21 protein-coding genes are annotated in these 22,436 nt (G+C 47.0%); 20 read left to right on the top strand and 1 reads right to left on the bottom strand.

Features of this window, described 5'->3' with window-relative positions:
* Window positions 1-186 precede the first annotated feature (186 nt).
* Both ACUUJN_RS19655 and ACUUJN_RS19650 read left to right on the top strand, forming a co-directional pair.
* Entirely contained in the window at window positions 187-1,440 is a 1,254-nt protein-coding gene (locus ACUUJN_RS19655) for an L-lactate MFS transporter (RefSeq protein WP_484668848.1), read from the top strand.
* 177 nt (window positions 1,441-1,617) lie between these two features.
* Window positions 1,618-2,529: a serine/threonine protein kinase gene (locus ACUUJN_RS19650; RefSeq protein ID WP_013311478.1), complete on the top strand. Its 912-nt coding sequence runs from the start codon at window positions 1,618-1,620 to the stop codon at window positions 2,527-2,529.
* A gap of 43 nt (window positions 2,530-2,572) precedes the next feature.
* Here the strand turns inward: ACUUJN_RS19650 and ACUUJN_RS19645 are convergent, their stop codons facing one another.
* The gene (locus ACUUJN_RS19645) at window positions 2,573-4,660 is read right to left on the bottom strand and encodes a VWA domain-containing protein (protein ID WP_484668847.1); all 2,088 of its coding nucleotides are present in this window, start codon (window positions 4,658-4,660) and stop codon (window positions 2,573-2,575) included.
* A 638-nt stretch (window positions 4,661-5,298) separates the two neighbouring features.
* Between ACUUJN_RS19645 and ACUUJN_RS19640 the strand changes: the two genes are divergently transcribed.
* The 18 genes from ACUUJN_RS19640 (at window position 5,299) to ACUUJN_RS19555 (ending at window position 22,419) form a co-directional block, all read left to right on the top strand.
* Complete coding sequence (locus ACUUJN_RS19640; RefSeq protein WP_023989860.1) at window positions 5,299-7,467, top strand: hypothetical protein; 2,169 nt, start codon at window positions 5,299-5,301, stop codon at window positions 7,465-7,467.
* A 119-nt stretch (window positions 7,468-7,586) separates the two neighbouring features.
* Window positions 7,587-8,012: a hypothetical protein gene (locus ACUUJN_RS19635; RefSeq protein WP_013311475.1), complete on the top strand. Its 426-nt coding sequence runs from the start codon at window positions 7,587-7,589 to the stop codon at window positions 8,010-8,012.
* 130 nt (window positions 8,013-8,142) lie between these two features.
* Window positions 8,143-8,592 carry a J domain-containing protein gene (locus tag ACUUJN_RS19630; protein ID WP_023989859.1) on the top strand — a complete coding sequence of 150 codons (450 nt, stop codon included), beginning with the start codon at window positions 8,143-8,145 and terminating at the stop codon, window positions 8,590-8,592.
* Between the two features lie 32 nt (window positions 8,593-8,624).
* Window positions 8,625-9,173: an FHA domain-containing protein gene (locus ACUUJN_RS19625; protein WP_028542469.1), complete on the top strand. Its 549-nt coding sequence runs from the start codon at window positions 8,625-8,627 to the stop codon at window positions 9,171-9,173.
* A gap of 67 nt (window positions 9,174-9,240) precedes the next feature.
* Window positions 9,241-9,768 (top strand): FHA domain-containing protein, encoded by a 528-nt coding sequence (locus ACUUJN_RS19620; RefSeq protein WP_028542470.1) that lies wholly within the window; start codon window positions 9,241-9,243, stop codon window positions 9,766-9,768.
* Window positions 9,769-9,803: 35 nt separating this feature from the next.
* The gene (locus tag ACUUJN_RS19615) at window positions 9,804-10,634 is read left to right on the top strand and encodes a PP2C family protein-serine/threonine phosphatase (protein ID WP_023989856.1); all 831 of its coding nucleotides are present in this window, start codon (window positions 9,804-9,806) and stop codon (window positions 10,632-10,634) included.
* A gap of 22 nt (window positions 10,635-10,656) precedes the next feature.
* Entirely contained in the window at window positions 10,657-12,534 is a 1,878-nt protein-coding gene (locus ACUUJN_RS19610) for a serine/threonine protein phosphatase (RefSeq protein WP_028542471.1), read from the top strand.
* A 46-nt stretch (window positions 12,535-12,580) separates the two neighbouring features.
* The gene (locus ACUUJN_RS19605) at window positions 12,581-13,900 is read left to right on the top strand and encodes a normocyte-binding protein (protein ID WP_484668846.1); all 1,320 of its coding nucleotides are present in this window, start codon (window positions 12,581-12,583) and stop codon (window positions 13,898-13,900) included.
* The gene (locus ACUUJN_RS19600; protein ID WP_028542472.1) at window positions 13,897-14,586 is read left to right on the top strand and encodes a hypothetical protein; all 690 of its coding nucleotides are present in this window, start codon (window positions 13,897-13,899) and stop codon (window positions 14,584-14,586) included. The genes ACUUJN_RS19605 and ACUUJN_RS19600 overlap by 4 nt, the downstream gene beginning before the upstream one ends.
* A 31-nt stretch (window positions 14,587-14,617) precedes the next feature.
* Window positions 14,618-17,269, top strand: a complete 2,652-nt coding sequence (locus ACUUJN_RS19595; RefSeq protein WP_484668845.1) for an Hsp70 family protein — start codon at window positions 14,618-14,620, stop codon at window positions 17,267-17,269.
* Between the two features lie 37 nt (window positions 17,270-17,306).
* Window positions 17,307-17,819 carry an RDD family protein gene (locus ACUUJN_RS19590; RefSeq protein WP_068942034.1) on the top strand — a complete coding sequence of 171 codons (513 nt, stop codon included), beginning with the start codon at window positions 17,307-17,309 and terminating at the stop codon, window positions 17,817-17,819.
* A gap of 60 nt (window positions 17,820-17,879) precedes the next feature.
* Window positions 17,880-18,032 (top strand): hypothetical protein, encoded by a 153-nt coding sequence (locus ACUUJN_RS19585; RefSeq protein WP_023989850.1) that lies wholly within the window; start codon window positions 17,880-17,882, stop codon window positions 18,030-18,032.
* Window positions 18,033-18,050: 18 nt separating this feature from the next.
* Window positions 18,051-18,827: a DNA and RNA helicase gene (locus ACUUJN_RS19580; RefSeq protein ID WP_068942036.1), complete on the top strand. Its 777-nt coding sequence runs from the start codon at window positions 18,051-18,053 to the stop codon at window positions 18,825-18,827.
* A gap of 25 nt (window positions 18,828-18,852) precedes the next feature.
* The gene (locus tag ACUUJN_RS19575; RefSeq protein ID WP_023989848.1) at window positions 18,853-19,452 is read left to right on the top strand and encodes a hypothetical protein; all 600 of its coding nucleotides are present in this window, start codon (window positions 18,853-18,855) and stop codon (window positions 19,450-19,452) included.
* Window positions 19,449-20,861, top strand: coding sequence for a hypothetical protein (locus ACUUJN_RS19570; RefSeq protein WP_023989847.1), 1,413 nt, complete (start codon window positions 19,449-19,451; stop codon window positions 20,859-20,861). Before ACUUJN_RS19575 ends, ACUUJN_RS19570 begins: the two co-directional genes overlap by 4 nt.
* Complete coding sequence (locus ACUUJN_RS19565; protein WP_023989846.1) at window positions 20,858-21,505, top strand: hypothetical protein; 648 nt, start codon at window positions 20,858-20,860, stop codon at window positions 21,503-21,505. Before ACUUJN_RS19570 ends, ACUUJN_RS19565 begins: the two co-directional genes overlap by 4 nt.
* Window positions 21,487-22,011 carry a hypothetical protein gene (locus ACUUJN_RS19560; RefSeq protein ID WP_484668844.1) on the top strand — a complete coding sequence of 175 codons (525 nt, stop codon included), beginning with the start codon at window positions 21,487-21,489 and terminating at the stop codon, window positions 22,009-22,011. Before ACUUJN_RS19565 ends, ACUUJN_RS19560 begins: the two co-directional genes overlap by 19 nt.
* Before the next feature lie 15 nt (window positions 22,012-22,026).
* Entirely contained in the window at window positions 22,027-22,419 is a 393-nt protein-coding gene (locus ACUUJN_RS19555) for a DUF4280 domain-containing protein (RefSeq protein WP_023989844.1), read from the top strand.
* Window positions 22,420-22,436: the final 17 nt, after the last annotated feature.

Below are 22,436 nucleotides of genomic sequence, written 5' to 3'. Positions count from 1 at the left end.
ATTTCATTCCGCTATATGTGCATTTCATTCCTCAAACGATTTCTGGCTAACATGCAGGGTTATAATAATCGATGTAGAGAGAATCCTTACAGACTTGCTCCTCCACAGGCGCAAAGCGTACTGGATTCCCGGTTATCATGATAACAAACTGACGCTGTAGAGCCGGAATGAAAAGAGGAGATTTATATGAAAAAAAACAGCGGAAATCGTTGGCTTGTCGTGCTTGGAACGATAATTGTCCAGATGGGATTAGGAACCATTTACACATGGAGTTTATTTAATCAACCGTTGGTGGACCGCTTTGGCTGGAACCTCAGTTCGGTTGCCATTACATTTTCAATTACCAGTTTTGCACTGGCGTTTGCTACATTATTCGCAGGCAAACTACAGGATAAATGGGGACTACGTCGTTTGATTTTGTGTGCAGGTGTCGTGTTAGGAGCAGGGCTTATGCTCAGTTCGCAGGTAACATCGCTGTCCCTGCTTTACATTTTGGCGGGTATTGTCGTAGGTTTTGCGGATGGAACGGCATATATTACATCATTGTCGAATCTGATTAAGTGGTTTCCTGAGAAAAAAGGACTTATTTCCGGTATTTCGGTTGGTGCATATGGAACAGGCAGTCTTATATTCAAGTATATTAATGGTTCGTTGATTCAGTCCGTTGGCGTATCACAAGCGTTTTTATATTGGGGAATGATCGTGCTGATCATGATTGTGGGTGGTTCTTTCCTGGTAAGAGAAGCTGTAGTCGTGAACAAGCCTTCGGTACAAAATGGGGTTGTACAGCGGGACTACACCGTTAAAGAAATGCTGCGCACCAAGCAGGCATACCTGCTGTTCGTAATGTTCTTTACCGCTTGTATGAGTGGTCTATACCTGATTGGAGTAGTCAAGGATATCGGCGTACGGATGGCTGGTCTAGATGTAGCAACAGCCGCTAATGCGGTCGCTATGGTCGCTATTTTCAACACGGCGGGTCGGATCATTTTAGGTGCGCTATCGGATAAAGTAGGTCGTCTGAAAGTAGTAGCGGGTGCTCTATTAACAACGGCGGTCGCAGTTACAGTGCTGAGTCTGGTACCGCTGAATTATGGTTTGTTCTTTGCCTGTGTAGCAGGAATTGCTTTTTGCTTCGGCGGCAACATTACAGTCTTTCCTGCCATCGTAGCTGATTTCTTCGGCCTGAAAAATCAAAGCAAAAACTATGGTATTGTGTATCAAGGCTTTGGCCTCGGTGCGCTGGCGGGGTCATTTATCGCAGCCTTGCTCGGTGGATTCATCCCGACCTTTACCACGATTGCTGTGCTGTGTGTCGTATCGTTCCTGATTGCCCTCACCATTCGCACTCCAGAACAAGGCAAAGGCAAACTGCGCAGTGAACGGAAGAAAAATACCAACAGTGTGCGCAGCATGAAGCCTGGAACGAAACTGGGTTAAACGATTTGAGAAAAAAGAACCAGATGAATGCCAAAAGACCTGTCATCATTTCTCTAAGGGAGATTATGGCAGGTTATTTGTTTTTCCAATAATCTATTTTACGGTATAATAAAAAGATGTGTAATAAGCCGATATATACAAAAGACATAAGCTAAGAACCTGACAGGAGGACGAGTCATGATCGTGGATACAAGCGGGAATCTGCTTGCCCGCAATACGAAGCTGCGAAATACATATCAAATTCGAAGCGCCTTGTCCCGCAGTGAGCTGGCCATCGTGTATACGGCAAGGCTGTTGGATAACCGAGAAAAGGTCATTGTGAAGGAATTTTTTCCGAATGCACTGGCTTTGCGGGGGATGGATCGAAAAACGGTCACTTGCGGTGCTTCTATGCAATCCAAATACGTGGAGTTTATGCATTATTTTTTGCGTGAAGGGCAAATGTTGAAGGAGTTAAGTCATCCGGGAATTGTCGGTTATATAGATCACTTTGAGGAAAATGGAACTGCCTATCTGGTCATGGAATACTGTGCAGGCAAGACACTGGATCGAATGATGAAAGAAGAGGCTGTGCCAACGTATGATCCCACTTTTTTGTACCATACGCTGCTACCTTTAATTGATGCCATGGAGTACATTCATGACAAAGGAATTATTCATCGGGATATTAAGCCGGGCAACATTATGATTGGGGAAAATGGCAACATCAAGCTGATTGATTTTGGTTCGGCTGTGCATTTTGAAGGTAAAGAGCATCCGATCTTCACCACGGCGGGCTATTCTCCGCTGGAATTTTACTCTAATCGTTCGCAGCAGGGGCCTGTATCGGATATCTATAGTTTGGCCGCCACGCTGTATTATTGCCGAAAAGGAACACCTCCGCCAGATGTGCCAGGCCGATTGTTTGCAGATCATTCCGAGCGGATTCAGATTGAAAATGCGGGACTTTCTCTGCTGCCGTATGTCATTCGGCGTGGTCTGGAGGTACAGGCTAACAAGCGTTGCCGCTCACTTCGATGGTTTAAAGCCGCACTACGTGCGGAATATTGGATAAAAAAAGGGAAGCGCCCTACTCTTACGGTTCGTTAATCGTAAGAGACGGTGCTTCTCTTTTTTTACGTTGTGACGGACATTATCCTGTCGGAGCTTGGATATGGTCGGTGTACACTGAAGTATTCGGTTTAATCGCTTTGTATCGCAGCTCGATTTCAGTCACACCATCCTCGAATGTAATGTACAGTTTGTCGCTGTACTCCATGACCGCTTTTTTGTTGCGGGCTAATCTGATCTTTCCATGCTGTAAGGCACAGCGTGTATCATGTTTCACGATTAGGCTCCCTTTTTTGCCTGCGGAAAATAGAATCCGTTCCGCTTCTGGCAACGGTTCGTGAACGTCAAGCGTACGGAACAACTCCTGTAAGCTGACCTTACGACCCGGAAAGGAGGTGAGCGGCCAAGATTTTACCGGAATCTCCTGTCCGCTTGCTGTTGCGAGAAAATATCCTTCGATTCTTCCGGCAAACTGCGGCTTCGGCCGCAAGAACCAATACAGAAGAGCGGCTACCACGATACTGATGGCTACCGTCCATTTAATGGCTGTATACCGGGATTGTACGGAAACGGTTAGTGTAGCGCTGCTGGATGCGCCTTCCGGATCGGTAGCGGTAATCTTTAGCTGAGTGTCACCTGTGTGGAGCTCGGATAGCAGCAGATCATTACCGTTAATCTCAGCATGGACCGCATCCCCAGAGGCTTCTGAATCCAGCTTATAGTTCAGCTTGTCATGATTCGGGTCAATGATAAAATCCGATAAACTTCGACGGGAATCGCCGTCTTCTTTTACCAGGCGAATCGTCAGGTCTTTCAAGACTTGTGGCGCTGCATTGGCCGCGTGAACTTTATGTACAGTTCCCTTACGGTACCATTGCGGACTATCCAGGGATAGCTGCCATGTATAATCCCCGGTTTGAGGGAACGCATATTCGGTATGGAAGGCTCCTGACTTATAGGTCATAGGCACCTTTTTGGCTGTGCCCCCCTTTGGAGTAACTATAATATGGGCTTGGAGAGACGTATATACGGCTTCATCCGTAAGCTTTTGACTGTCGGGTAACAGGAGCTGAGCTTGAAACGGTGTGGCTTGACCTTTCAGCAACTGCACAGGCTTGTCGCCATGAGTTGCCGTTGCTTGCTTTCCTCCCATGGTAGCTTCGGCTTCCAGTCGATAGCTGCCAAGTAAATTGATTTTTACCAAATCCCCGCGTATGCCCCGTAGTTTCAACTTCACTTTACCTGCCTGTGGATGCTCGATTTTTAAAATCGCATATCGGCTCGACTTGTACCTGCGGACATTTTCTGAATTGGAATATAGCTGTGTTTCCAGAAGGGGATGCTCCGACAAAAGCACCAGATTGGCTTCCTCCATACTAGAATCGGGTAGAGTTACAGTTAATTCTTGCATCTCGCCAGTGGTCGTAATTGCAGCAATTGGAACGAGCTTGGAGCGAATTTGACTGGCGAAAATACGGTTCAGAATTTCCGGCAGATCCTCGGCACTACTCGTAATAAAAGAAGCTCCACCCGTTTGAGAAGCGATCCGTTCGAGTTCTTGTCGGTTCACTGTGCCATCATGGTTCAGACCAATCGTGTACACCGGATATCCCTTGGTCTGTGCAGATTTGATGACAGAGGACACATCGTTATTGGAGTCACCTTTAGATCGGGAACCAGAGGAGGCACCAAAATCAGTCTCTCCATCTGACAATAGAATCATAAAAGGCTGACGCCCTTGGGATGCTCCTGCCGCTAGTAGCTCCGAGCCTTTGCGCAACCCAAGTCCCAAATCCGTATAACCGGAACGGTTTAGCATTCTGATTTCCTGCTGGATCTGGGATTTTTGCGCTGCCACGGCAATCGAGGTCAGTGGTTTTGAGGCGACCACATGGTGATTGTAGGCAACAAATCCGACGCGCGTACGGTCTGCATCACTCAAATCCATAAACATATTGATGACTTCGGCAGCAATGCCCTCAGGGTCAGTATCCCTCATGGAATAACTGGTATCCAATACAAAAACGGCATCATAACCCTCGATCGGAACAGCACCTAAAGATGCTGCATTAGCCTGATTTACAGTGCAAATGACCCCGTTTAAGCCCATTTGTAAAAATAGTACAAAAGTCATAAAAACGATAATCCCTAGTTTCCTTATTCTGAACATAAGCTCCTCCATCGTCGAGACCAACATGGGGGGATCAACTCTCCTAATCCTTGGGATATAAGGGATAAAGGATCAAAACAGCTGATAACCCTCACATTAGCCATGAATTTGATTCTTTTACGCTTATCAGAAATATCCAATGGACTTCTATCGGTAATTGAGTTCCATTTGTGAATATTTCCCTGAAGAAACAGGTCTAACATATCATGAAAATTACGTATTCACGCATAAAATGAGTCAAAATGCCCTGTTTCAATCTGAGACTACAGAAATTGACAAAACTGAAGGGTACTTTGTATGATAGCTCTCGTATCAACGGCAAAAATTGGGATTGAAGTTAGGAATACGAAATCATAAATTTAAAATTTCTGTGTTATCTGACTTTTGAATTTGAAAAACATCTCATTTGTATGCTTTGCCGTTAAAAGCCGAATAACGCTTCGGACCGATTTTCGAGGTTACATGCCTGTACCGTAAATGTGGTATAAGCTCAATCCTTTGACGAATTTAAATGTTAAGTAGGGGGGAGGAGGCAAAAGAACTAAAAATGAGTATTCGTCCGTTTCAAATTGGACATCCCGTGTCCGTATATGGAGCAATGGACCTATAACTCATACTTTATTCATTTGCCGACAGCGATGGAAATCATTTATCAAACCAACCGTACAATGCTTTTTGAAGAGATTAACCCGGAAAAGCTGGACCTGATCACCATTGTAGGTGATGTGAAGGGTATTGACAGCTTGAGCGATGAAAAGATCAAGGAAATTAATCAGCACCTTCTGGTGCGCAGCTTTGACGAATTTTTGGATAAGTTTTCACCAACCGTGTATTCGTTTTTTAACGCGGCCAATCAAAAAGTCGTCTACACCCTTAAAAAGCCAGAGGGAATTGATGAGGATAGCATTTCTGAAATTCGTGTAAATCAAAGTAATGACTTTCTGAAAATGTTGTTTACGCTCATCGATACCAAGCGCAGTCAAGGAATCACCAATGTAGATTTCAAATTTGAAAATCTGCTGGATATGATTTCACCGAAAAAGGTCATGGATGATATTCGTCAAGTCCGCAAAGAGATTCACTATATGTATGGTGAATACGACAAGCTGGATGATGGCGATCCAAAGAAACTCGACATGGGTGACAAGCTGAATGGAATGTTCGAGGAAGCGAGTCAGAACTATAACAATGTTATGGCTATGCTCCCACTGGCAATTGAGGACATCAAAACCCGCCTTCTGCTCGGTGGCGCCCAAGAGGAAAACTCCGGCGAGCTGATTCAGGTGGGTATGCTCTCCATTGGGGAAAGCGGCGAACTGAAAATTATTGAAGCGCCGAAGAGCGACAGTACTGAGCTGATGTTATTGGATGAGAACAGCACTGGCGATCTCTCCCAAGTATTCGAAGAGGATTATAACTCCATCACAGATACGCCTTCTGACTATGTCAAGGATTTGGTGGTTCGCACGTTTGTGCCACTGCCGGCAGTTCAGACCAAGGTGGATACAGCGGTTGAAGTTCAAAACTACAACACGTATCTGGAGTTCTATAAAAATGCCAAGGACGATTTCGTAAAGGCGGTTAAGCCGCTTGTGGAGAAAATTCTCGGTGTCAAAATGTTCTTCGATCAATATGCAACGAAGAGCAAAGGCATGCTGCCGACAATGCTGGTGGCGAACAACAAGCTGGACATGCTGGTGAAAAGCAGCAATATCCCGCGCCTGGAAACATACCTGAACACTGTGAATGCTAAGAATGAATTCAGCGACACGATCTGGTTCGGTATCGTTCCATCCGTCGAGCTGGAAGCAGCCGGTAAGGTAAAAGTTTCACGTGAACGCTTCAAGGGTAACGAGAAGGTCGTTAAGCAGGGCGGAAATTCTATGGAATCGCTCTCGATGCTGCTGCAAGTCGTGAAGGATTACAAAATTCAAATGTTCTTTAACTTTGAATCCGGTGAAGAAACGACTTTCAACAGTATGGCGACAGCAGGTATCGACAAATATGTCGATAAATGTGCCAGTCTCGTTCGCAGAGAATATAGCGAATTTGCCATTCCTTGTGTACCGAACTTTACGATTATTCCGAAGGACAAATCGGGTGTCATTATCGACAGCAAAATGCTACAGACCGAAGACGGTGTACAGCTCTCTAAGGAGAAAGAGGATATTCTCAAGCTGTGGATCGAGGGCGTTTATGTGGGTGCAGCCTATGTTGCCGCCGGCTTGGTCGCTTCCTATCAGTGTCCTGAATACCTGCGTGAGACGTTCAAAACGGTCAATAAGAACTTCCCTGGCGTACGCTTCGACATTGAAGCGGGAGACAACAGTCTGCGCACGGTGACGACGATGGCCAAGGAAATCACCGGTTTCACCAACACGATCAAGGATGCCATCAACCGTAAAAACTTCGGCTTTGTATTCTCGTCGGAGAATGCTCAGATTCAGGACAAGGATATCCGCCGGATTACCGTCTACAAGGCGAGAAGCATGGCGATGTCCGAGGACGGCTTTGACTCCATCTACAAGACGCTGGTCAGCACGTACATTGAACGTATTTTGCGCTACCAGACAGGGGACTTCAAACACGAAAATATCGTCCGCTTCTTCAGTAACAATCCGAGCAGTCAGAAGAGCAAGTGGCTGAGCAGCAGAGGATCTGTTAACTCGATCATTCAGGACGGAGACGATATGAGCTTCATTATTGATGAGAAAAGCAATATGTGCCATATCGATCTGGTCTTCAACGGTAATGTGAAGAACCTGGAAGTCATGATCACTAAGGGAACCAGCTCGGTCAAATCATGATCCGAGCACTACGAAAGATGTTAGAGGCGTTTCTATCCAGAACCGCCTTTATACATAAATCGCGGAGAAGCTCTGCATCTCCCGCCATCATATTACCTAATTTCAAGGAGGCAACACACATGGGATTCAGATTGAAAGTAGAAGGACAAGAAACAATCGAGCTGGGCTTGGATAACATCCAAACGGTTATTTATGACACCGATACACCGGACGATTCCAATGCACGCTCCACTGACGTAGGCTCCACGCTGCGCATCAGCGGCAAAATCATCACAGCAGTAGACGGTGACAGCGCGGATGACACGCTGAAACTGGCTCTGTGGTCTCTGGTTCCTGCTGAAAAAGCAGACAGCTACCGTAAAGTAACACTGGAAGTTATCGCAGCTGATCAAGTTGTGCGTAAAATCCACTTCCCGAATGCTTTCGTTGTAGACTACAACGAGCACTTCGGCGACACAGAAGGTGTAGGTGCATTTACACTCTACATCAAACAAAAGAAAGACAAAACCGAGCTGGCTACAATCGACGGCGGATATCCGGTTTAAGCTTAACGTCTTCACGTTAAGTGCAGCTTAAACACACACTCACCCGGCACACAAGTGCAGGGTGGATAAATATTAAGAGGCCTACGGGTCTCTTAATATTTATTTTTTTCGGAGAGGGGAACATCACACAATGACCAACTACTATGAGCTGCTCGGTGTCAGCCGGGATGCTTCGGAGGCAGAGATTAAGCAGGCTTACCGTAAACTGGCCAAAAAGTATCATCCTGATACCAACCAGGGAAGCGAGGAAGCAACGCGCAAGTTCAAGCTAATTCACGAGGCTTACAATACCTTGCGTGACGAAGCATTGCGGCAGGCATACGATGCCGAGCTCATCCGAAAAACTGAGGGAGCTGGCGGGGAACAGCGAGAGAGAGGCAGAGGGGCTGCATCCTCCGGCGGTGCGCGTACGGCAGCCAAAGGATTCAATCCAGCTGATATAGGAACTGATTTTGAGCAATTTTTTGGTTTTCATCCGAAAACGAAGGAGGGCTCACCAGGGAAAAAAACGAAAAAAACCGGTGATCCGACGGATACCTCAGCGATGTTTAACCAATTTTTCGGTATTCGTAAAAAGTGATGATTTCAGGATAGAAATGGGGGAAGCAAGCAGTGAAAACGGCGCAGAACAGATGGGTTTTCATCATAGATGTTGCCATGTTCGGGCTGATGCTGGCGATCGCCTTTTATGTGTTTAATCGTACAGGCTACAGCGGTTTGAAAACCGTGGTCGCGATAGGTATTGGAATCGGCGTGCTTGTATACATATTGCGCAATCTGGTGTCCGTTGTACCCGTGGCCAAGCCAAAGGCACAACGTCATCGGATTGCCAAGCTGGTGTTGATTGATGAAGAGGGCGAGTCCATTAAAGAATGGTATATCGAAGGCGAAACGTCGCTCTTAATCGGTAAAACAACGTCACGTTCAGAGGCGGATATTGATTTGGTAGGTACAGACTATGCCTCCCTGGTAAGTGTGGAGCATGCGGTACTTAACCGGGTGAACAGCGACTGGTTTGTGGAGGATGTGGATTCCGGTAATGGTACAGGCTTGCGGTCTGCCAACGAAAGTGTAACCAAGAAGTTGGAAAGCGGTGAGCCATACCGGATTTACTCAGGTGACTTATTATATATTGCCAATACGAGACTGCTCGTTAAATAGATGAGGATGCTGCAAAATCCTTAGATCGCTGAAAAGACAATTATGACAATGGGGGAAGGAACCGACTATGAGTTTGACAAGATGCCCGAACGGACACATGTTCAGTACACGAAAGCACGGAAATACGTGTCCTTATTGCAACACGGTAGTAAATATAGCTGCACCCAAGAGCGCGGAGCCAGCGGCGAAAACAAACGTCGCAGGAGATAATGACAAAACAATGCCGTATTTGGGTGAGACGGTGGGCATTCATCCGGTAACTGGATGGCTGGTATGTATCGAAGGAGCACAGGTGGGTCAGGACTATCGCATTATGGCGGAGAAAAACTTTATCGGGCGCGCAGAGGAAATGCATGTCCGCATTATCGGGGACAACACGATTTCCCGCAGAAATCATGCGGTTATTGTTTATGATCCGAAGAAACGTAACTTTTACTTGCTGCCAGGCGATTCATCAGGTTTGGCGTACCACAATAACGAGGCGGTATATTCACCAGCAGAGCTGGCTGCCTATGACGTGATTCAGCTGGGACACAGCAAATTTATCTTTATCCCGCTGTGTGGCGCCCATTTTGAGTGGGATAACGAAAACTAGGACGGAATTGGGCAATGGTGCAGGGAGGTAACGATATGCAGCCTTATTTTGTTGTAAGTGGAGCTGCGGTACTATTCGCTGTTCTGCTCATGATCCGTATACGACTGACGCGAATTTCCGGCAGCCGTACCGTGAGTGGAATTGAGATCGGAAATGGTCAAACGATCGGGAGCCGGAGCGAGCAGGATGATTATTTCTCCAGTATGACGACACCTGTCGGTACGCTGGCTGTTGTCGCAGACGGTATTAGCGGACTGGCCAATGGACGTATGTCCAGTACCTTGGCTGTGACGACTTTTACGAAGGCGTTTGCCAAGCTGGAAGATGCAACGAATTTGAACGGATATTTTGCAGAGGCGGCAACTCAAAGCAATCGCGGCATTTTGCAAAATTTGAATGGACAGGGCGGAGGAACGACGCTGGCTGCGGTCATTGTGTGCGGTTATCAGCTGTATTACGGAGCGGTGGGCGACAGCCTGATTACGATTTACCGTAATGGTCATTTCCAAACAGTCAATTCCAAGCATACAGCGGAAACACTGCTGGAGGAACGAGTGCTTGCTGGACAAATGACCTCGGAGGAAGCCAAAACGAGTCCAGTGCGTAATCAACTGGTCAACTACTTGGGCTATGAGGGCTTTGAGAGCATGGAGCTGGGTAGTGCACCGATTCGTCTGTATTCGGGCGATCATGTGCTGCTGTGCAGCGATGGCATTCAGGAGGCGCTGACGGAGATTGAACTGGAAGAGATTATGCGCAAGGGTGGAACACCACAGGAAACAGCGGATGCCATGATCGACGCCATTAATGATAAGGGCTTTAAAAGTCAGGATAATGCAACAGTACTTATTTTGGCGATAGGATGAAACAAGAAAGACGGGGGTAGCGATGCGCAAGGACAACAGCGATTTTAGTACCGCCTTTGTGTCGGAAGCGGGCTCTTACATAGACAACCGGGACTATTTTGCATTCATGGAGACGGACGACATGGCCTGTTATGTCCTCGCAGACGGTCTGGATTCGGATCAGGAGCTGCGCAGCGCAGAAATGGTTGTCAAAACGGTGCTGGAAAACTTCATGGAGAAGCCTTCCATGTCCAAACGGCGCTTGATGAGAGATCTGCGTGAAGCGCAGGATTGGCTGCAATTTGAAAGCCGTCGTGTTCGGCTCAAAGCCAGTCTGCTGATGGTAGTGACCAACTACAACAAAATGGTGTATGTTTCGTGCGGTAATGTGCGACTATATCATTTTCGCAATGGAAGGCTTAATTTTCGCAGTAAGGATCATAGCCTGGCTCAGTCATTGGCAGATGATGGACGCATTCCAGACGAAGCGACCAGCACACATGAGGAACGAGGCAATCTGCTGGAATACTTGGGAAATCCCAATGGAGTTCATGCCCATTACGCCAAAAAGACGCAGCTTGCAGATGGAGATGTAATCCTGCTCGCTACGTCAGGGATGTGGGAGGACGTCGAGTTGGCGGAAATGCTGGGAGCACTAGAGGAAGCGAAGGACCCGGTCATGCTGACGGATACATTGGAAGAGGTTCTGCTAAGCAAACAGCACCGGACGGTGAATAATTACACGGCAGCGGCCATTTATGTAAATAAAGTTTTTCAGGAAAAGCCTAAAAACCGCCGTAAGCTGATCAAACGGATTTTGATTGCGTTGCTTGTCTTTATTGTTGTGGGCGGGGGAGCATGGATTACGCTGGCTCGTATGGCTGCGAATAAGGCAGCTGCACTGGAAACGATGATCGAATCAGCCCAAGCCGCAGACGATTATGCAAGGACAGGAGATTATGCGAAGGCGCTTAAGTCCTACAGCGAAGCGAAAAACGCGGCGGTTAAAATTAACGATAAGATTCATAAGCGACTGTATACAGCCGAACAGAAACTATCTCAATTGCTGGTGGACGGAGACGGCTACGTGGAAAAGGCGGACTTTACCAAAGCTGAAGCCAGTTACGAGAAAGCACGGAAAAGCGCCGGGCTATATCCACCGTTTAATGTGAAGGATATTGAGCATAAAATCGATCAATTGGACAGCTATACCGAGACAGCGAGCTGGATGAAGGACGGAGATTTAAAATTTCAGGGCGGCGATTACACGAATGCGCTTAAGCTATACAAGAAAGCAAACAAGGCTGCGATGGAATCCGGTTATACGTCCGCGCAAAAAGAACTGGAGAAGAAAATTACCGAGGCCAACGATAAATTGACAGCTATTCAGCAGCAGCTCAAGGAGATTCAAGCTGGAAAACTTCAGGCCAAAGGGGATCGGATGATGAAGGATCTCGATTATGAAGGGGCCATTGATGCCTATAGCGGGGCACAGGAAATTTATCAGGAGATCGATAAGCTCGAAAGTGTTCTGGCATTGGAGCGGAGCATAGCCAAGGCGGAAGAAAAGCAGAGCGCGGAGCAGCAGAAAAACGGTCAGCTTCCTGCTGCATTGGGATTGTCTGACGGAGCGTTGAACGACACGGACGCAGGGGACGCAGCGGGTGGAGCTTCATCTTCCGCTGCTGCAATCCCTGCTGCAGAATCGCAAACGAAGGCTGCGCCAACGGCTTCAGCGGGAACTACACCTGCGAAGAAGGAAGCCTCTTCGGCTGCAAAGAGCATGAGCACAGGCGATGGAACTGCCCCTTCGGCCAAGGTGGATACCAACAAAGAGCAAGGAACTGCTGATTCTGCTTCTAAAGCAGCAGGGGCGTCTGATTCAGAGAACCAAGATCGGGCTGCTGCGAACGGAAGTTAAGTTTTTCATGTTCAATGAAGCTGGAGCCGGAAAGGAGTGAGACGTCGTGAAAGAGCTGGTACAAGACCGTTTGAGCAAGATGGACGATTTAGAGCAGAGACGTTTACTGAAAAATATGATGGCGGGGGTATTTATGAACCTCGTCGAATATCAGGAAGAAATGACCCGCCAGCTAGAACGGCGGGTATTTGAGGAAATTGAGAATACGGAAGAAAAGATTGATGTGTACGTGTCATTGACATCGCGTGAGGACTATGACCCGATTCATGAATTTTTATATCCTGTGTTACCGTCTGATACGGAAGAAAAGCAGATGGACATCAGCCGTGTGGCAGAGGTGGTACGCGAAGGCGGTGCGATGCCGCTGTTTACGCTTTTTCTTGAGATGGAGACAGAACGAATCTCAGCGCTGGTGCGCAGCAAGCGAATTTTCTCAGGAATGTTGGTCACGGAAACCGGCAATTATCCGATTCGTTTTCGTTTGGAGCATAACCGTTCTTATATTTTGGAGATTGAGCAGTTATATCATACCTTTATGCAAAATGGCATGCCGTGGAAAACAATTAATCACCCATACGCTTATAAGTTTGTGGACTGTGTATTGATTGGTGGAGACGGCGAGCCGGCTGCCCATGAAGAAATTCATGAAATTACAATTTCATTGGAGGAATTCGATGTTTTTAAGAAGGGCGACGTTTTTCCTCTTTGGAACATTGAAAGGCTATCTCTAAAGAACAGCGGTTTTCCTATACCCGCTATGGATCGTGTGAATTATGAGCATGTGCTGCCTTTGCGAAAAACAGGTCCTGAGCATGGTTATTTGATTGACGGGACTGAAGGTGATATCCGGTATATCAAGCGTACAGAAGAGGAACTGACGATTGTCACACCACGTGATAAGTCTGGCGAATGGAATGTGTTGAAGGTTACGAAGCCTGTTACAACGAGACTTAGTCGTCTGACTTATCCGTTATTGTCCAATCGGCGACAGGACAGCTTTTTGGGCCGCTATGCAGGAAAACAGGCCGTGATTGTCCGTGCCAAAGCGGAAATCATGCGCATCGTAAACTCGTTTGAAGCAGCGCAGGGGCTGGAGCTGGAACGTGTGGACATCTGGGGAGGTGCAGGGAGAAATGATGTAAGCAACCTGTTAACCAAAACCCAGACGTATCCATTAAATCCGTTTGTCAGCGATAACGTACGGACAGAGGAAGGCAAGCAGATCATGCGTTTGGGGTTCAGGCGTGGTTCTGACGATGTTTTGCCCACCGCGCCTGCTTATATTTTATCCGATTTAATGAGCTTTCTGGTATCGGAAGTGCAGATGTATTTTCCGGAGTACAAGTGTGAAGGAGAATGGGTGTGAATTACGTCTGGGATTTGCTCATGCGCGCGAGGGAACAGGGGCTGGATGTAGATAAATTCCGCTTCGTACCCGCTGTCAGCTACTCTCCGTATATGGAGCTTAGTCTGGCAGAGTTGAATACTTCCCATTTGGAGCAGGTAGTGGAAATAAATCCGTACTACCGCTTTTATTCTATTTTTCGGGATCTGTTTCCACCGGATGCTGAAGAGTATCTGGAGCTGAGAGAATCGCTATTTGATATTATGATGCATTTTCTGGCGGAAATGGACTTGTATCAAGGGATGAATCGGCGGGAGTACCATATCCGGTTTGTTCGGCGTGATATTGCAGAGGGCATTTTTGGCCCGAAGGTAAAGGAAGGCTTTGGACAATTAAACCGTGAGGATCAGGACGCGATTGCTGAAGGACTGCTGCGCCTGTATGAGACGGGAGAAGCCGTACATCTGCTAAAAGAAACGATGCGGCGCGTCTTTCATCGCTCAATCATTTACACCAATTGTGAGGAAAAAGACGAACTGCTCATCTATATCGGCCAAGAGGAGACACCGTTGTCACGGATTAAAGTGGATTTGATTCTGGATTTGTTTCTTCCGGCACGTTTTACGACGGAATTGTATTGGACAAGTCATTTCGGCATTTTAGAGGAAGATCCTACGATGAAAATAGACGCTATCGCCCTCTATTAAGGCTAAATGGCTAAGAAAGGACATGTGAACGATGAACGGACCCTATACATACAGGTTGCTAGACCCGCTCACCGATCGAAAAAGCATACGCTTCACGGCGAAATACACGCGGGCGGAATTGGAACAAATGACGACCTTTCAGTTACGCGGAATATGCGATAAGGAACGACTGGTCGAGGGCTTTGCCAATCGCCTGGCACGTGAAGAATTGATTCGCGTGATTTTGCGTTTTCGGAGCGCGGAAGAGCATTTACTCATCACAAGGCCGAACCCTGGCGGTTTTGAACGCATGGAATCGGCTCTACAGCGAAACTGGAACGACCGTCGGCAGGAGAGCAGCGGTATCCGGGTTCCCGCTAAAATCACGCTGTATCAGGGTGTACGCACAGGTCGCATGGACAACTACCGGATCGAATCCGATTTGCCCTGGCTGAGCTCATCTAATGTGCTGCTGGTGAATGCGACAGGAGAACTGTGCGGTGTTTTGAATTTGGTGAAGGATGAGGGACGAACAGGCGTATATTATCTTTCTCGTCATCGCGACGTTGAACTGCGAGAGACGTCCAATCATAGTTATAGCCTGCTATTTCTGCGAAGACAGGAATCAGAATATTTTTATAACCTCTACTATGGAGATAAGCCAATGCTGCCGCTGAAGCTTCAAGGTCACCGGGTTCCGGTGGCAGAGCTGATCATTCGAGGCACGGAAACTACAGATGCGGTACTTGCGATTGATTTTGGCACCTCTAACACCACAGCAGGTGCTTATTTGGATAGTTCCTACGTTACGGCCCCTGATACAGGTATGAGCAGCACGGTAAGGCTGAACGCCATCAATTATGTGTCATTCCCCGGCCCAGAAGGGGCAGAAGGCGACTGGATCGAAGTATTGCCGACTGCTATTCGCGTCGCAGACTGCTCCAATCCAGAACATATCCTTTATGTATTTGGGGAGGATGCACTACGTGGATCTGACGTGGCAGGCAGCCGTGCGACAGTATTACGGGGAATCAAGCGTTGGGTCAACGACTACAAGCGAATCGAGGAATTAATGGATTCCGAGGGGAATACAGCAACTGCCTCCCGCAGCGAAATTTTAGCTGCTTTTATCCGTTATGTGATTGCTACAGCCGAGCAGCAATTTAAGTGTCGGTTCCGCAATCTGCACTTTTCTGCTCCGGTCAAGCTGCAGCCCCAGTTTATAGAGATGTTTAGCGATATTTTGCCTGATTACCGGATTGAAGCGGAGGATGCGTTGGACGAAGGGCTGGCGGTGCTGTACAACACGCTGGCAGACCAGATGGAACGAGGGACTTTTGCGGACGGTGAGGAGTACCAGGCACTTGTCATTGATTGTGGTGGAGGCACGACAGATTTGTCTTCCTGCCGATTCCGAATTGAGGACGGACGTATTGCTTACAAGCTGGATATTCACACAACGTATGAAAATGGGGATACCAATTTTGGCGGAAACAATCTGACGTATCGGATTATGCAGTTTATGAAAATTGTATTTGCAGGTTATTATGCTGCGGAGACTCGTTTGCCTGACACCGATATTGATGCCCTGATCGGTATTCCTTCGGGAGATTTGTACCGTCATGTGGATGAGTTTGGTGTAGATGCTGTATATGCGGGACTGGAGGAACGCTACCGTGAGGCAGAGGCCATCTTGCCTACCGCGTTCAAACAGTATGAGCATGCTACACGGGATGAATATCAGCGGGTACTGAGTAATTTTCATCTGTTGTGGAGCGCGGCAGAAAATATGAAAAAGGAATTTTTTCTACGTACGGGGATCTTGCGCAGCCGCTTCGAATCCGAGCAGGTATTATCTGCTGAAAGCGACCTGAACATTGCAGTGATGGATCGTTGGCTGGTTTCAGTCATCGAGAACGGACGGTTTCGTGATGAATATGGTTTGCCTGATGTGGTGTTTAACATTCGGGAGATACAGCAACTTCTTAAGGCAGACATCTACAATATTGTGCGCAAGTTTCTGGATGATTTTTATCTGGAGGGGCGCTTGCAGGATTATTCGATTATCAAGCTAACCGGGCAGTCCTGCCGGATTGACGTATTTCGCGAAGCACTCAAGGAATTTGTACCAGGGCGCAGTATTGAGTTTCGTCAAAAGGCAGAGGACCTCAGCCGGGTACCTGAGTTGAAAATGGCCTGTCTGCGCGGGGCTATCCGTTACCTGAACGCTAAAAAAATGGGCACGATTGAGCCTGTCATTACCAATCATATTCCGGCTATTCCGTATACGGTCAGCGCATGGACACATACGGGACGCGAGAAGGAGCTGATTGCGAGTTTGGAGAGCAACCGGGTACGCGGTTCTATTTCCCGGCCGTCCCATGCGGCTGAGGTGGAGTTCTTCCTGACGGCCGACGGTGGCAAGCTGCGTCAGCGCCATGTGTATCGTAGTCGGCCAGAAGCTTTTGAACCCATGCCGTATGAGGAAATTGCCGTGTTGTATGGGCGGGATATCCCGCAAGATGATACGGACTCCATCCGCAATGAGGAAACGAAATATTTTGTTTTTGTCGGGGATAGCCGATGGGGCTTTTATGTAGTCCCGATTACCCGTCGAGATGAATTGCTGCATCTAGGACCCAAACGCTTTTTTGCCTTCGAAAATGATCTCTCCGAGCTGGATTTCTTTGACGGCACGAAATAATTGAATAAGAAAAGTAAACACATTTGGAGGGGACAGCATGCTGTATGCGGGTTTTTGGAAACGCACCTTAGCTTATATCATCGATAGTCTTATTCTTTGGTTTGTATTTTTAATAATTGGATTGATCTGGATTGTAATTCGGGCCTTAGGGGATTGGGTACCCTCTCCAGCAGAAAGCTCTTTGGTCTCAGACGGATCGCCTTATATTTTTACAATGAAAACAATAGGACAGACCTTGCTGAATTGGGGGGCTATATGGCTATATTATGCGCTTATGGAATCATCCAAATGCAAAGCCACGGTGGGCAAGCTGGCTCTCGGCATCGTTGTGGTAGATGAGTTTAATCACAAGCTCAGCTTTGGACGTGCAAGTGCCCGCTACTGGAGTAAGCTTATATCGGTCATCATTTTGTTCGTCGGCTTTATCATGGCAGCCTTTACGGCGAGAAAACAGGCCCTCCACGATCTAATCGCCCGTACCTATGTTGTGGACAAACGCGAGCTGGACTATATCCTTCGTGAGCAGGCTCAACGGGGAGCCGGGATGTAAAGGTGGATAAATAGATTCTAAGATTATTATGAACCGTAGTTTTCAATCAGGGGGAGCACGATGGATATACGCAGATTTTTAGAAAAGAATATTCGCCTATTTACTGGATTACTTGGAGTAAGTAAAGCTCAACCCATCGATGATGCAGTTCCTGTTCCGCCTCCTGCACCCGGTGTGAATCGGCTATCTGTTCCCCTAAATAAAGAAGAATAGAGAAAGGAGGGGAGCACCATGTTAACGCATATCGTTCCGAAGTTTGAGAAGGGCCGTATTCTTAAAACCGAGATGCTAGAGAACCTGCGAGATTACCCGCGCAGTTTTCTGGATATCCGGTATCAGGATTTTTCGGATGGCATTATTACCGGAATGAACGTGACTGTCGGGGAATACACGCTGACCATTGGTAGAGGCATCGTGAAGCACAAGGACAGACTATATCTGCTGGAGCAGGAGCAGGAAGTACCGTATACGGCCACGGGGCGGCTATCGGTGTTGAAGCTGCTTTTTTTGGAACAAACAGATCGCCCGGATTTCACAGCCCATCATGCAGATATCGTGCTGGAGGATGAGGCAGAGATCGGTCTGGATGAGATGGAGCTAGGCCGATTCAAGCTCAAAGATGGAGCCGTGCTTCGCTCGGATTATCAGGATTTTGCTGACATGGCTACCGAATTCAATACATGGAGCGATATTTATGCTCCTTTTGCGGGTTTGAAGCAGAGTACATTGCGCCCGGAAACGATGCGCTACTTCGCATCCGAACTGCTTAAAAGTGGTGCCACAGATCCGATGGATTGTATGTTTGCGCTTATGTGCCTGAACCTGGAAGCCGTGGACAGAGAATCTATCCAGCATTACATTGCAAACCGAAATGGTGCGGAATACAGAGATTATTCTCATGCTCAGTTGCATAGACAGCTAGTTCTTATTCTAGAAGGCGCCGGACGTGGAAAACGAACAGCAGGCCGTTGGCAGGGCGGCGGAGCAGGACGGATGATTGTGGATTAGAAAATCAGGTAGAGGAGTGTGCATTATGAAATATGAGGATGAAAAGATTTTGGATCGGCTCCGTGAGATGGAGAAGCTGAAGAGGTCTAACAATATTTTAGCAGGACCCATAATCATTAACGGTCAATCCTATGTGTTTGAAGAGCGATCTTTTTTTGAGGATCGGCTGAAAATGCATGTCCCCTCTATCTTTACTCCAATGCCCAAGCATTTACAAAAGATCAAATATCCTCATGAGCAACGTCCAGAAATGATTTTGACGAATGACTTGGGCAGTGTGGATGTTACCCTGAATCGGGTGGACCAGACGTTACAAGATGAATGGGTGGAGCAGCTCACTTCTGGCATGAAGGCCATGATGAAAAATATGAATCCTGCCCACGTATTTTATGAAGAAAAAATAGAAGAGATACATGGTAAGCAGATTGGCTATTTTGACTTTAAAAGTCCTGCGCTGGACCAGCCGATCTACCACAATATGTTCTACTTTGAGCTGGAAGGAAAGACGGTCATGGGAACATTTTGTTGTCCGTATAAGCAGTATGCTGAATGGCGGGATGTCGCCCTACAGATGATTCGTACCATTCAAACGGTTGACGAGGCAGAAAAGGAGGGATATGAATGAGTAACCCCATTTACACCACAGCAGATGTTCAGGTGGCCCCTTATCAGTTTCAGCGTGTATTAAGTATCCATCTCATTAAACAGTTAAACGAACATGTGAGCTTCTGCATACGTGGAATTGTTTCGGAGGACAAGCTGGATCAATACGTAGAAAAAGCGGATGAAGATGAGCACATCGAAGTCTTTTTAAAGAGTGAAGGCAAGGAGATCCGGTTTTTTCAGGGAATTGTCACGAATATTGCTGTAAAAGCTGTAAACGGAGTACGCGAGCTTACGATTGAGGCTAGCAGTGAAACCTTAATGATGGACATTCGCCCTAAACGTCGTTCATTCCAAAAAACAGGAGAGTCGTATAACAAACTGTTTTCGCATGTTACAAGTTCATATACTGATGCAGAAGTGATTGATGAGGCTTCTCATGGCGCAGCTATCGGTGAATTATTAGTGCAATACAATGAAACGGACTGGGCTTTTGTCAAAAGAATTGCTTCTCGGCTACATGCTGCTTTAATTCCAATTACGATGCAACAAGGACTGAAATATGTGATTGGTGTCCCCCATTCTAGTGCCCCTCAACCGCTGAACGAACATAACTATTCCATAAAAAAAGACTTGAAGGAGCACAAGCTCATGTCCCGCAACGGACTGCCGGAATATGGCGAGTCTAACAGCTTGAGCTATGAAGTGACCAGCAACAAAGTGCTAGAACTCGGTAGTTCCGTCATTTTTCATAAAAGAACTCTTTACATAGCCAAGGCGGAAACGACCACAGAAGGAAATCTGATCGTGAATCGTTACATTTTACGAGATGCACATGGGTTAAAATGCCCAACCGTCTATGCCTATGATCTGTCAGGAGCCTCTCTGTTTGGCAAGGTGATTGATATTTCCAAAGAAAAAGTGAAAATCAAGCTGGAAATTGATCAAGACTCGACTGCATCCGGGGCTATGTGGTTTCCCTATTCTACGGTTTATTCTTCTCCTGATGGCAGCGGCTGGTATGTTATGCCAGAAGCAGGGGATCAAATTCGTCTGTACTTTCCGGATGAACGGGAGCAGCATGCTTTTGCCGCCAGTTCTGTCGATCTTGCCTCCTCTGATCCGGTTAAAAGGAGTGATCCTGCGGTCAAAAGTATCAGCACCAAGTACGGCAAACAAGTCGTTTTCAAGCCTGGTGCAGTAGAAATTATCAACAGTGGGCAAATGCTCATGCGTCTCACGGATGAAGGCGGGATTGAAATTAATAGTAACAAAAAAATAACCCTGTCTGCTCAGGAAGATATCCAAATTACAGGGGGAGCGAAAATTATTATGGAGGGGAAAGAAGGCGTAAGTTTTATTCAATCCGGAGCCAAACTCGACATCATGGACGATGTGAGATTAACCGGGGGTAAGGTGAACATTGAATGAAGCTCATGGATCGGGATGCTGCGTTGCAGGATTTGCTGGAAAAGCACGTATTTACGGAATGGCTACATGATTTGGCACTTATTGAAAACAACTTTCTGGCACGGCAGCAAGCCATTGAAGAGGAGCTTTTAGCAGCTTTAGAGTCGCTATGCCAGCTCGCTACCCTTCAGCACGAGCAAGGTCGCAAGGGGGATATTCGATATATTTATATCTCCTTGCTCAGAACCCGTGTTATGAAAAATAGAGCGGTTTATCGTATAGACGCCTATGATGAGAATTGGTTTCTGGATGAGGCTGAATGCGCTGTGGAATGGTCGGCAAACTTTGTTTTCGAGCCTCTGTTCAATCGCATGGCTAAGCTGGAAAAGCTCAAGTCCGATTATGCCCGTAAGATTACGACGATGGATATTGAGCAAATTCAACAAATTGAAGCGGTTAAATACCATCTGCTCACCGTTGAGTTTCTGAAAAGTCAGATGCCCGCCTTCGTTGCTTCCCCTTCACTAGAAAGGTTGCCGAAAGCTGACATATGCACGATATTTGCCGGAGAGTATCGAGATGATAGCGAAATATTGTGCCGTTTTACGCATAGTGAGGGAGCCGAGACACGAGAGGGGGAATCTTCATGGATTATTTCCTCTTAAAGCAGGATGTGCGGTATACCAATGTTCCTACGCTACAAAAGGTGATGGAAACGATTGATCCGTGGAAGCTGTATGATTTGCAGCCGGAGGATATTGTCAAGCCATTGATGTTTCACGTGAAGGCAGATGCAGAAAGTATTTTTATTGATTATCTAGAAGGTCCCATTCCTCTTATTTCAGATGCTTTAAAGCGTCTTGTCCAGGCCTATGTGCCGGAGCTGCCTATGAAATTAACGATACTTACTCAGATCGAACAGAGGATACAGAAGAATTACTATATTCCTTTTGTGGAGCGGCTCACAGCTGTACATCCGGAAAGTGAATGGAATTTGGATCAAAGTGTGTTTCGAAAGCTGGTATTACAAGCAGATGCTATTCGGAGCCACAAGATATTTACAATCCAGGAGAGTGCTATCCCGATGATCATCGTCCGTTTAGACGTGGCGGAAAGTATATTGCGGCGTGATTACACAGGGATCGCTTTGGAGCAAGTCGAGGTGAAATAGGGAGGGAAAGGGCACATGTCAGACAATGAGTATTATGTCGTACGGGGGGCCTGTATGCGTTGCACTTGCGGGACCCATCCTCGAAAGATCAACTTGCCGAACAGCCACGGGGCTTTTGTTAATGGTAAACCCATGATGAATGAAGGAGATTATTCTCCTGAAAATGTCCCTCATTTTGGAATTTGTAACAGTCCGGAACAGCCGAGTGCCGAAACTATATATCTGATCGCCGAAGATGGCTCCACAATCTCAGGAAAGCCATGCCTGCCGATGCTGACGGATAAGTGGAAAAACACAAAAGAACAGACAAAGGTGGAAGGCCAGCCAGCCTTGACGACCTCTTCATTTCAGACTTGTTTATATCATGGATTTATCGAATTTCATACGAATGGCCAGCAGGAGGAGTAGCTGGAAGGGAGGTTTGA

Source organism: Paenibacillus sp. LRG-1 (genome assembly GCF_057220305.1).
The sequence above is the reverse complement of the archived record's forward strand: the minus strand, read 5'-3'. Positions and strand labels throughout refer to the sequence as shown.

Bases quoted from the DNA above. Each gene is read 5' to 3' on its own strand.
- ACUUJN_RS19655 (WP_484668848.1), top strand. From the start codon at position 187: ATGAAAAAAAACAGCGGAAATCGTTGGCTTGTCGTGCTTGGAACGATA.
- ACUUJN_RS19650 (WP_013311478.1), top strand. From the start codon at position 1,618: ATGATCGTGGATACAAGCGGGAATCTGCTTGCCCGCAATACGAAGCTG.
- ACUUJN_RS19645 (WP_484668847.1), bottom strand. From the start codon at position 4,660: ATGTTCAGAATAAGGAAACTAGGGATTATCGTTTTTATGACTTTTGTA.
- ACUUJN_RS19640 (WP_023989860.1), top strand. From the start codon at position 5,299: ATGGAAATCATTTATCAAACCAACCGTACAATGCTTTTTGAAGAGATT.
- ACUUJN_RS19635 (WP_013311475.1), top strand. From the start codon at position 7,587: ATGGGATTCAGATTGAAAGTAGAAGGACAAGAAACAATCGAGCTGGGC.
- ACUUJN_RS19630 (WP_023989859.1), top strand. From the start codon at position 8,143: ATGACCAACTACTATGAGCTGCTCGGTGTCAGCCGGGATGCTTCGGAG.
- ACUUJN_RS19620 (WP_028542470.1), top strand. From the start codon at position 9,241: ATGAGTTTGACAAGATGCCCGAACGGACACATGTTCAGTACACGAAAG.
- ACUUJN_RS19615 (WP_023989856.1), top strand. From the start codon at position 9,804: ATGCAGCCTTATTTTGTTGTAAGTGGAGCTGCGGTACTATTCGCTGTT.
- ACUUJN_RS19610 (WP_028542471.1), top strand. From the start codon at position 10,657: ATGCGCAAGGACAACAGCGATTTTAGTACCGCCTTTGTGTCGGAAGCG.
- ACUUJN_RS19595 (WP_484668845.1), top strand. From the start codon at position 14,618: ATGAACGGACCCTATACATACAGGTTGCTAGACCCGCTCACCGATCGA.
- ACUUJN_RS19590 (WP_068942034.1), top strand. From the start codon at position 17,307: ATGCTGTATGCGGGTTTTTGGAAACGCACCTTAGCTTATATCATCGAT.
- ACUUJN_RS19585 (WP_023989850.1), top strand. From the start codon at position 17,880: ATGGATATACGCAGATTTTTAGAAAAGAATATTCGCCTATTTACTGGA.
- ACUUJN_RS19580 (WP_068942036.1), top strand. From the start codon at position 18,051: ATGTTAACGCATATCGTTCCGAAGTTTGAGAAGGGCCGTATTCTTAAA.
- ACUUJN_RS19575 (WP_023989848.1), top strand. From the start codon at position 18,853: ATGAAATATGAGGATGAAAAGATTTTGGATCGGCTCCGTGAGATGGAG.
- ACUUJN_RS19570 (WP_023989847.1), top strand. From the start codon at position 19,449: ATGAGTAACCCCATTTACACCACAGCAGATGTTCAGGTGGCCCCTTAT.
- ACUUJN_RS19565 (WP_023989846.1), top strand. From the start codon at position 20,858: ATGAAGCTCATGGATCGGGATGCTGCGTTGCAGGATTTGCTGGAAAAG.
- ACUUJN_RS19560 (WP_484668844.1), top strand. From the start codon at position 21,487: ATGGATTATTTCCTCTTAAAGCAGGATGTGCGGTATACCAATGTTCCT.
- ACUUJN_RS19555 (WP_023989844.1), top strand. From the start codon at position 22,027: ATGTCAGACAATGAGTATTATGTCGTACGGGGGGCCTGTATGCGTTGC.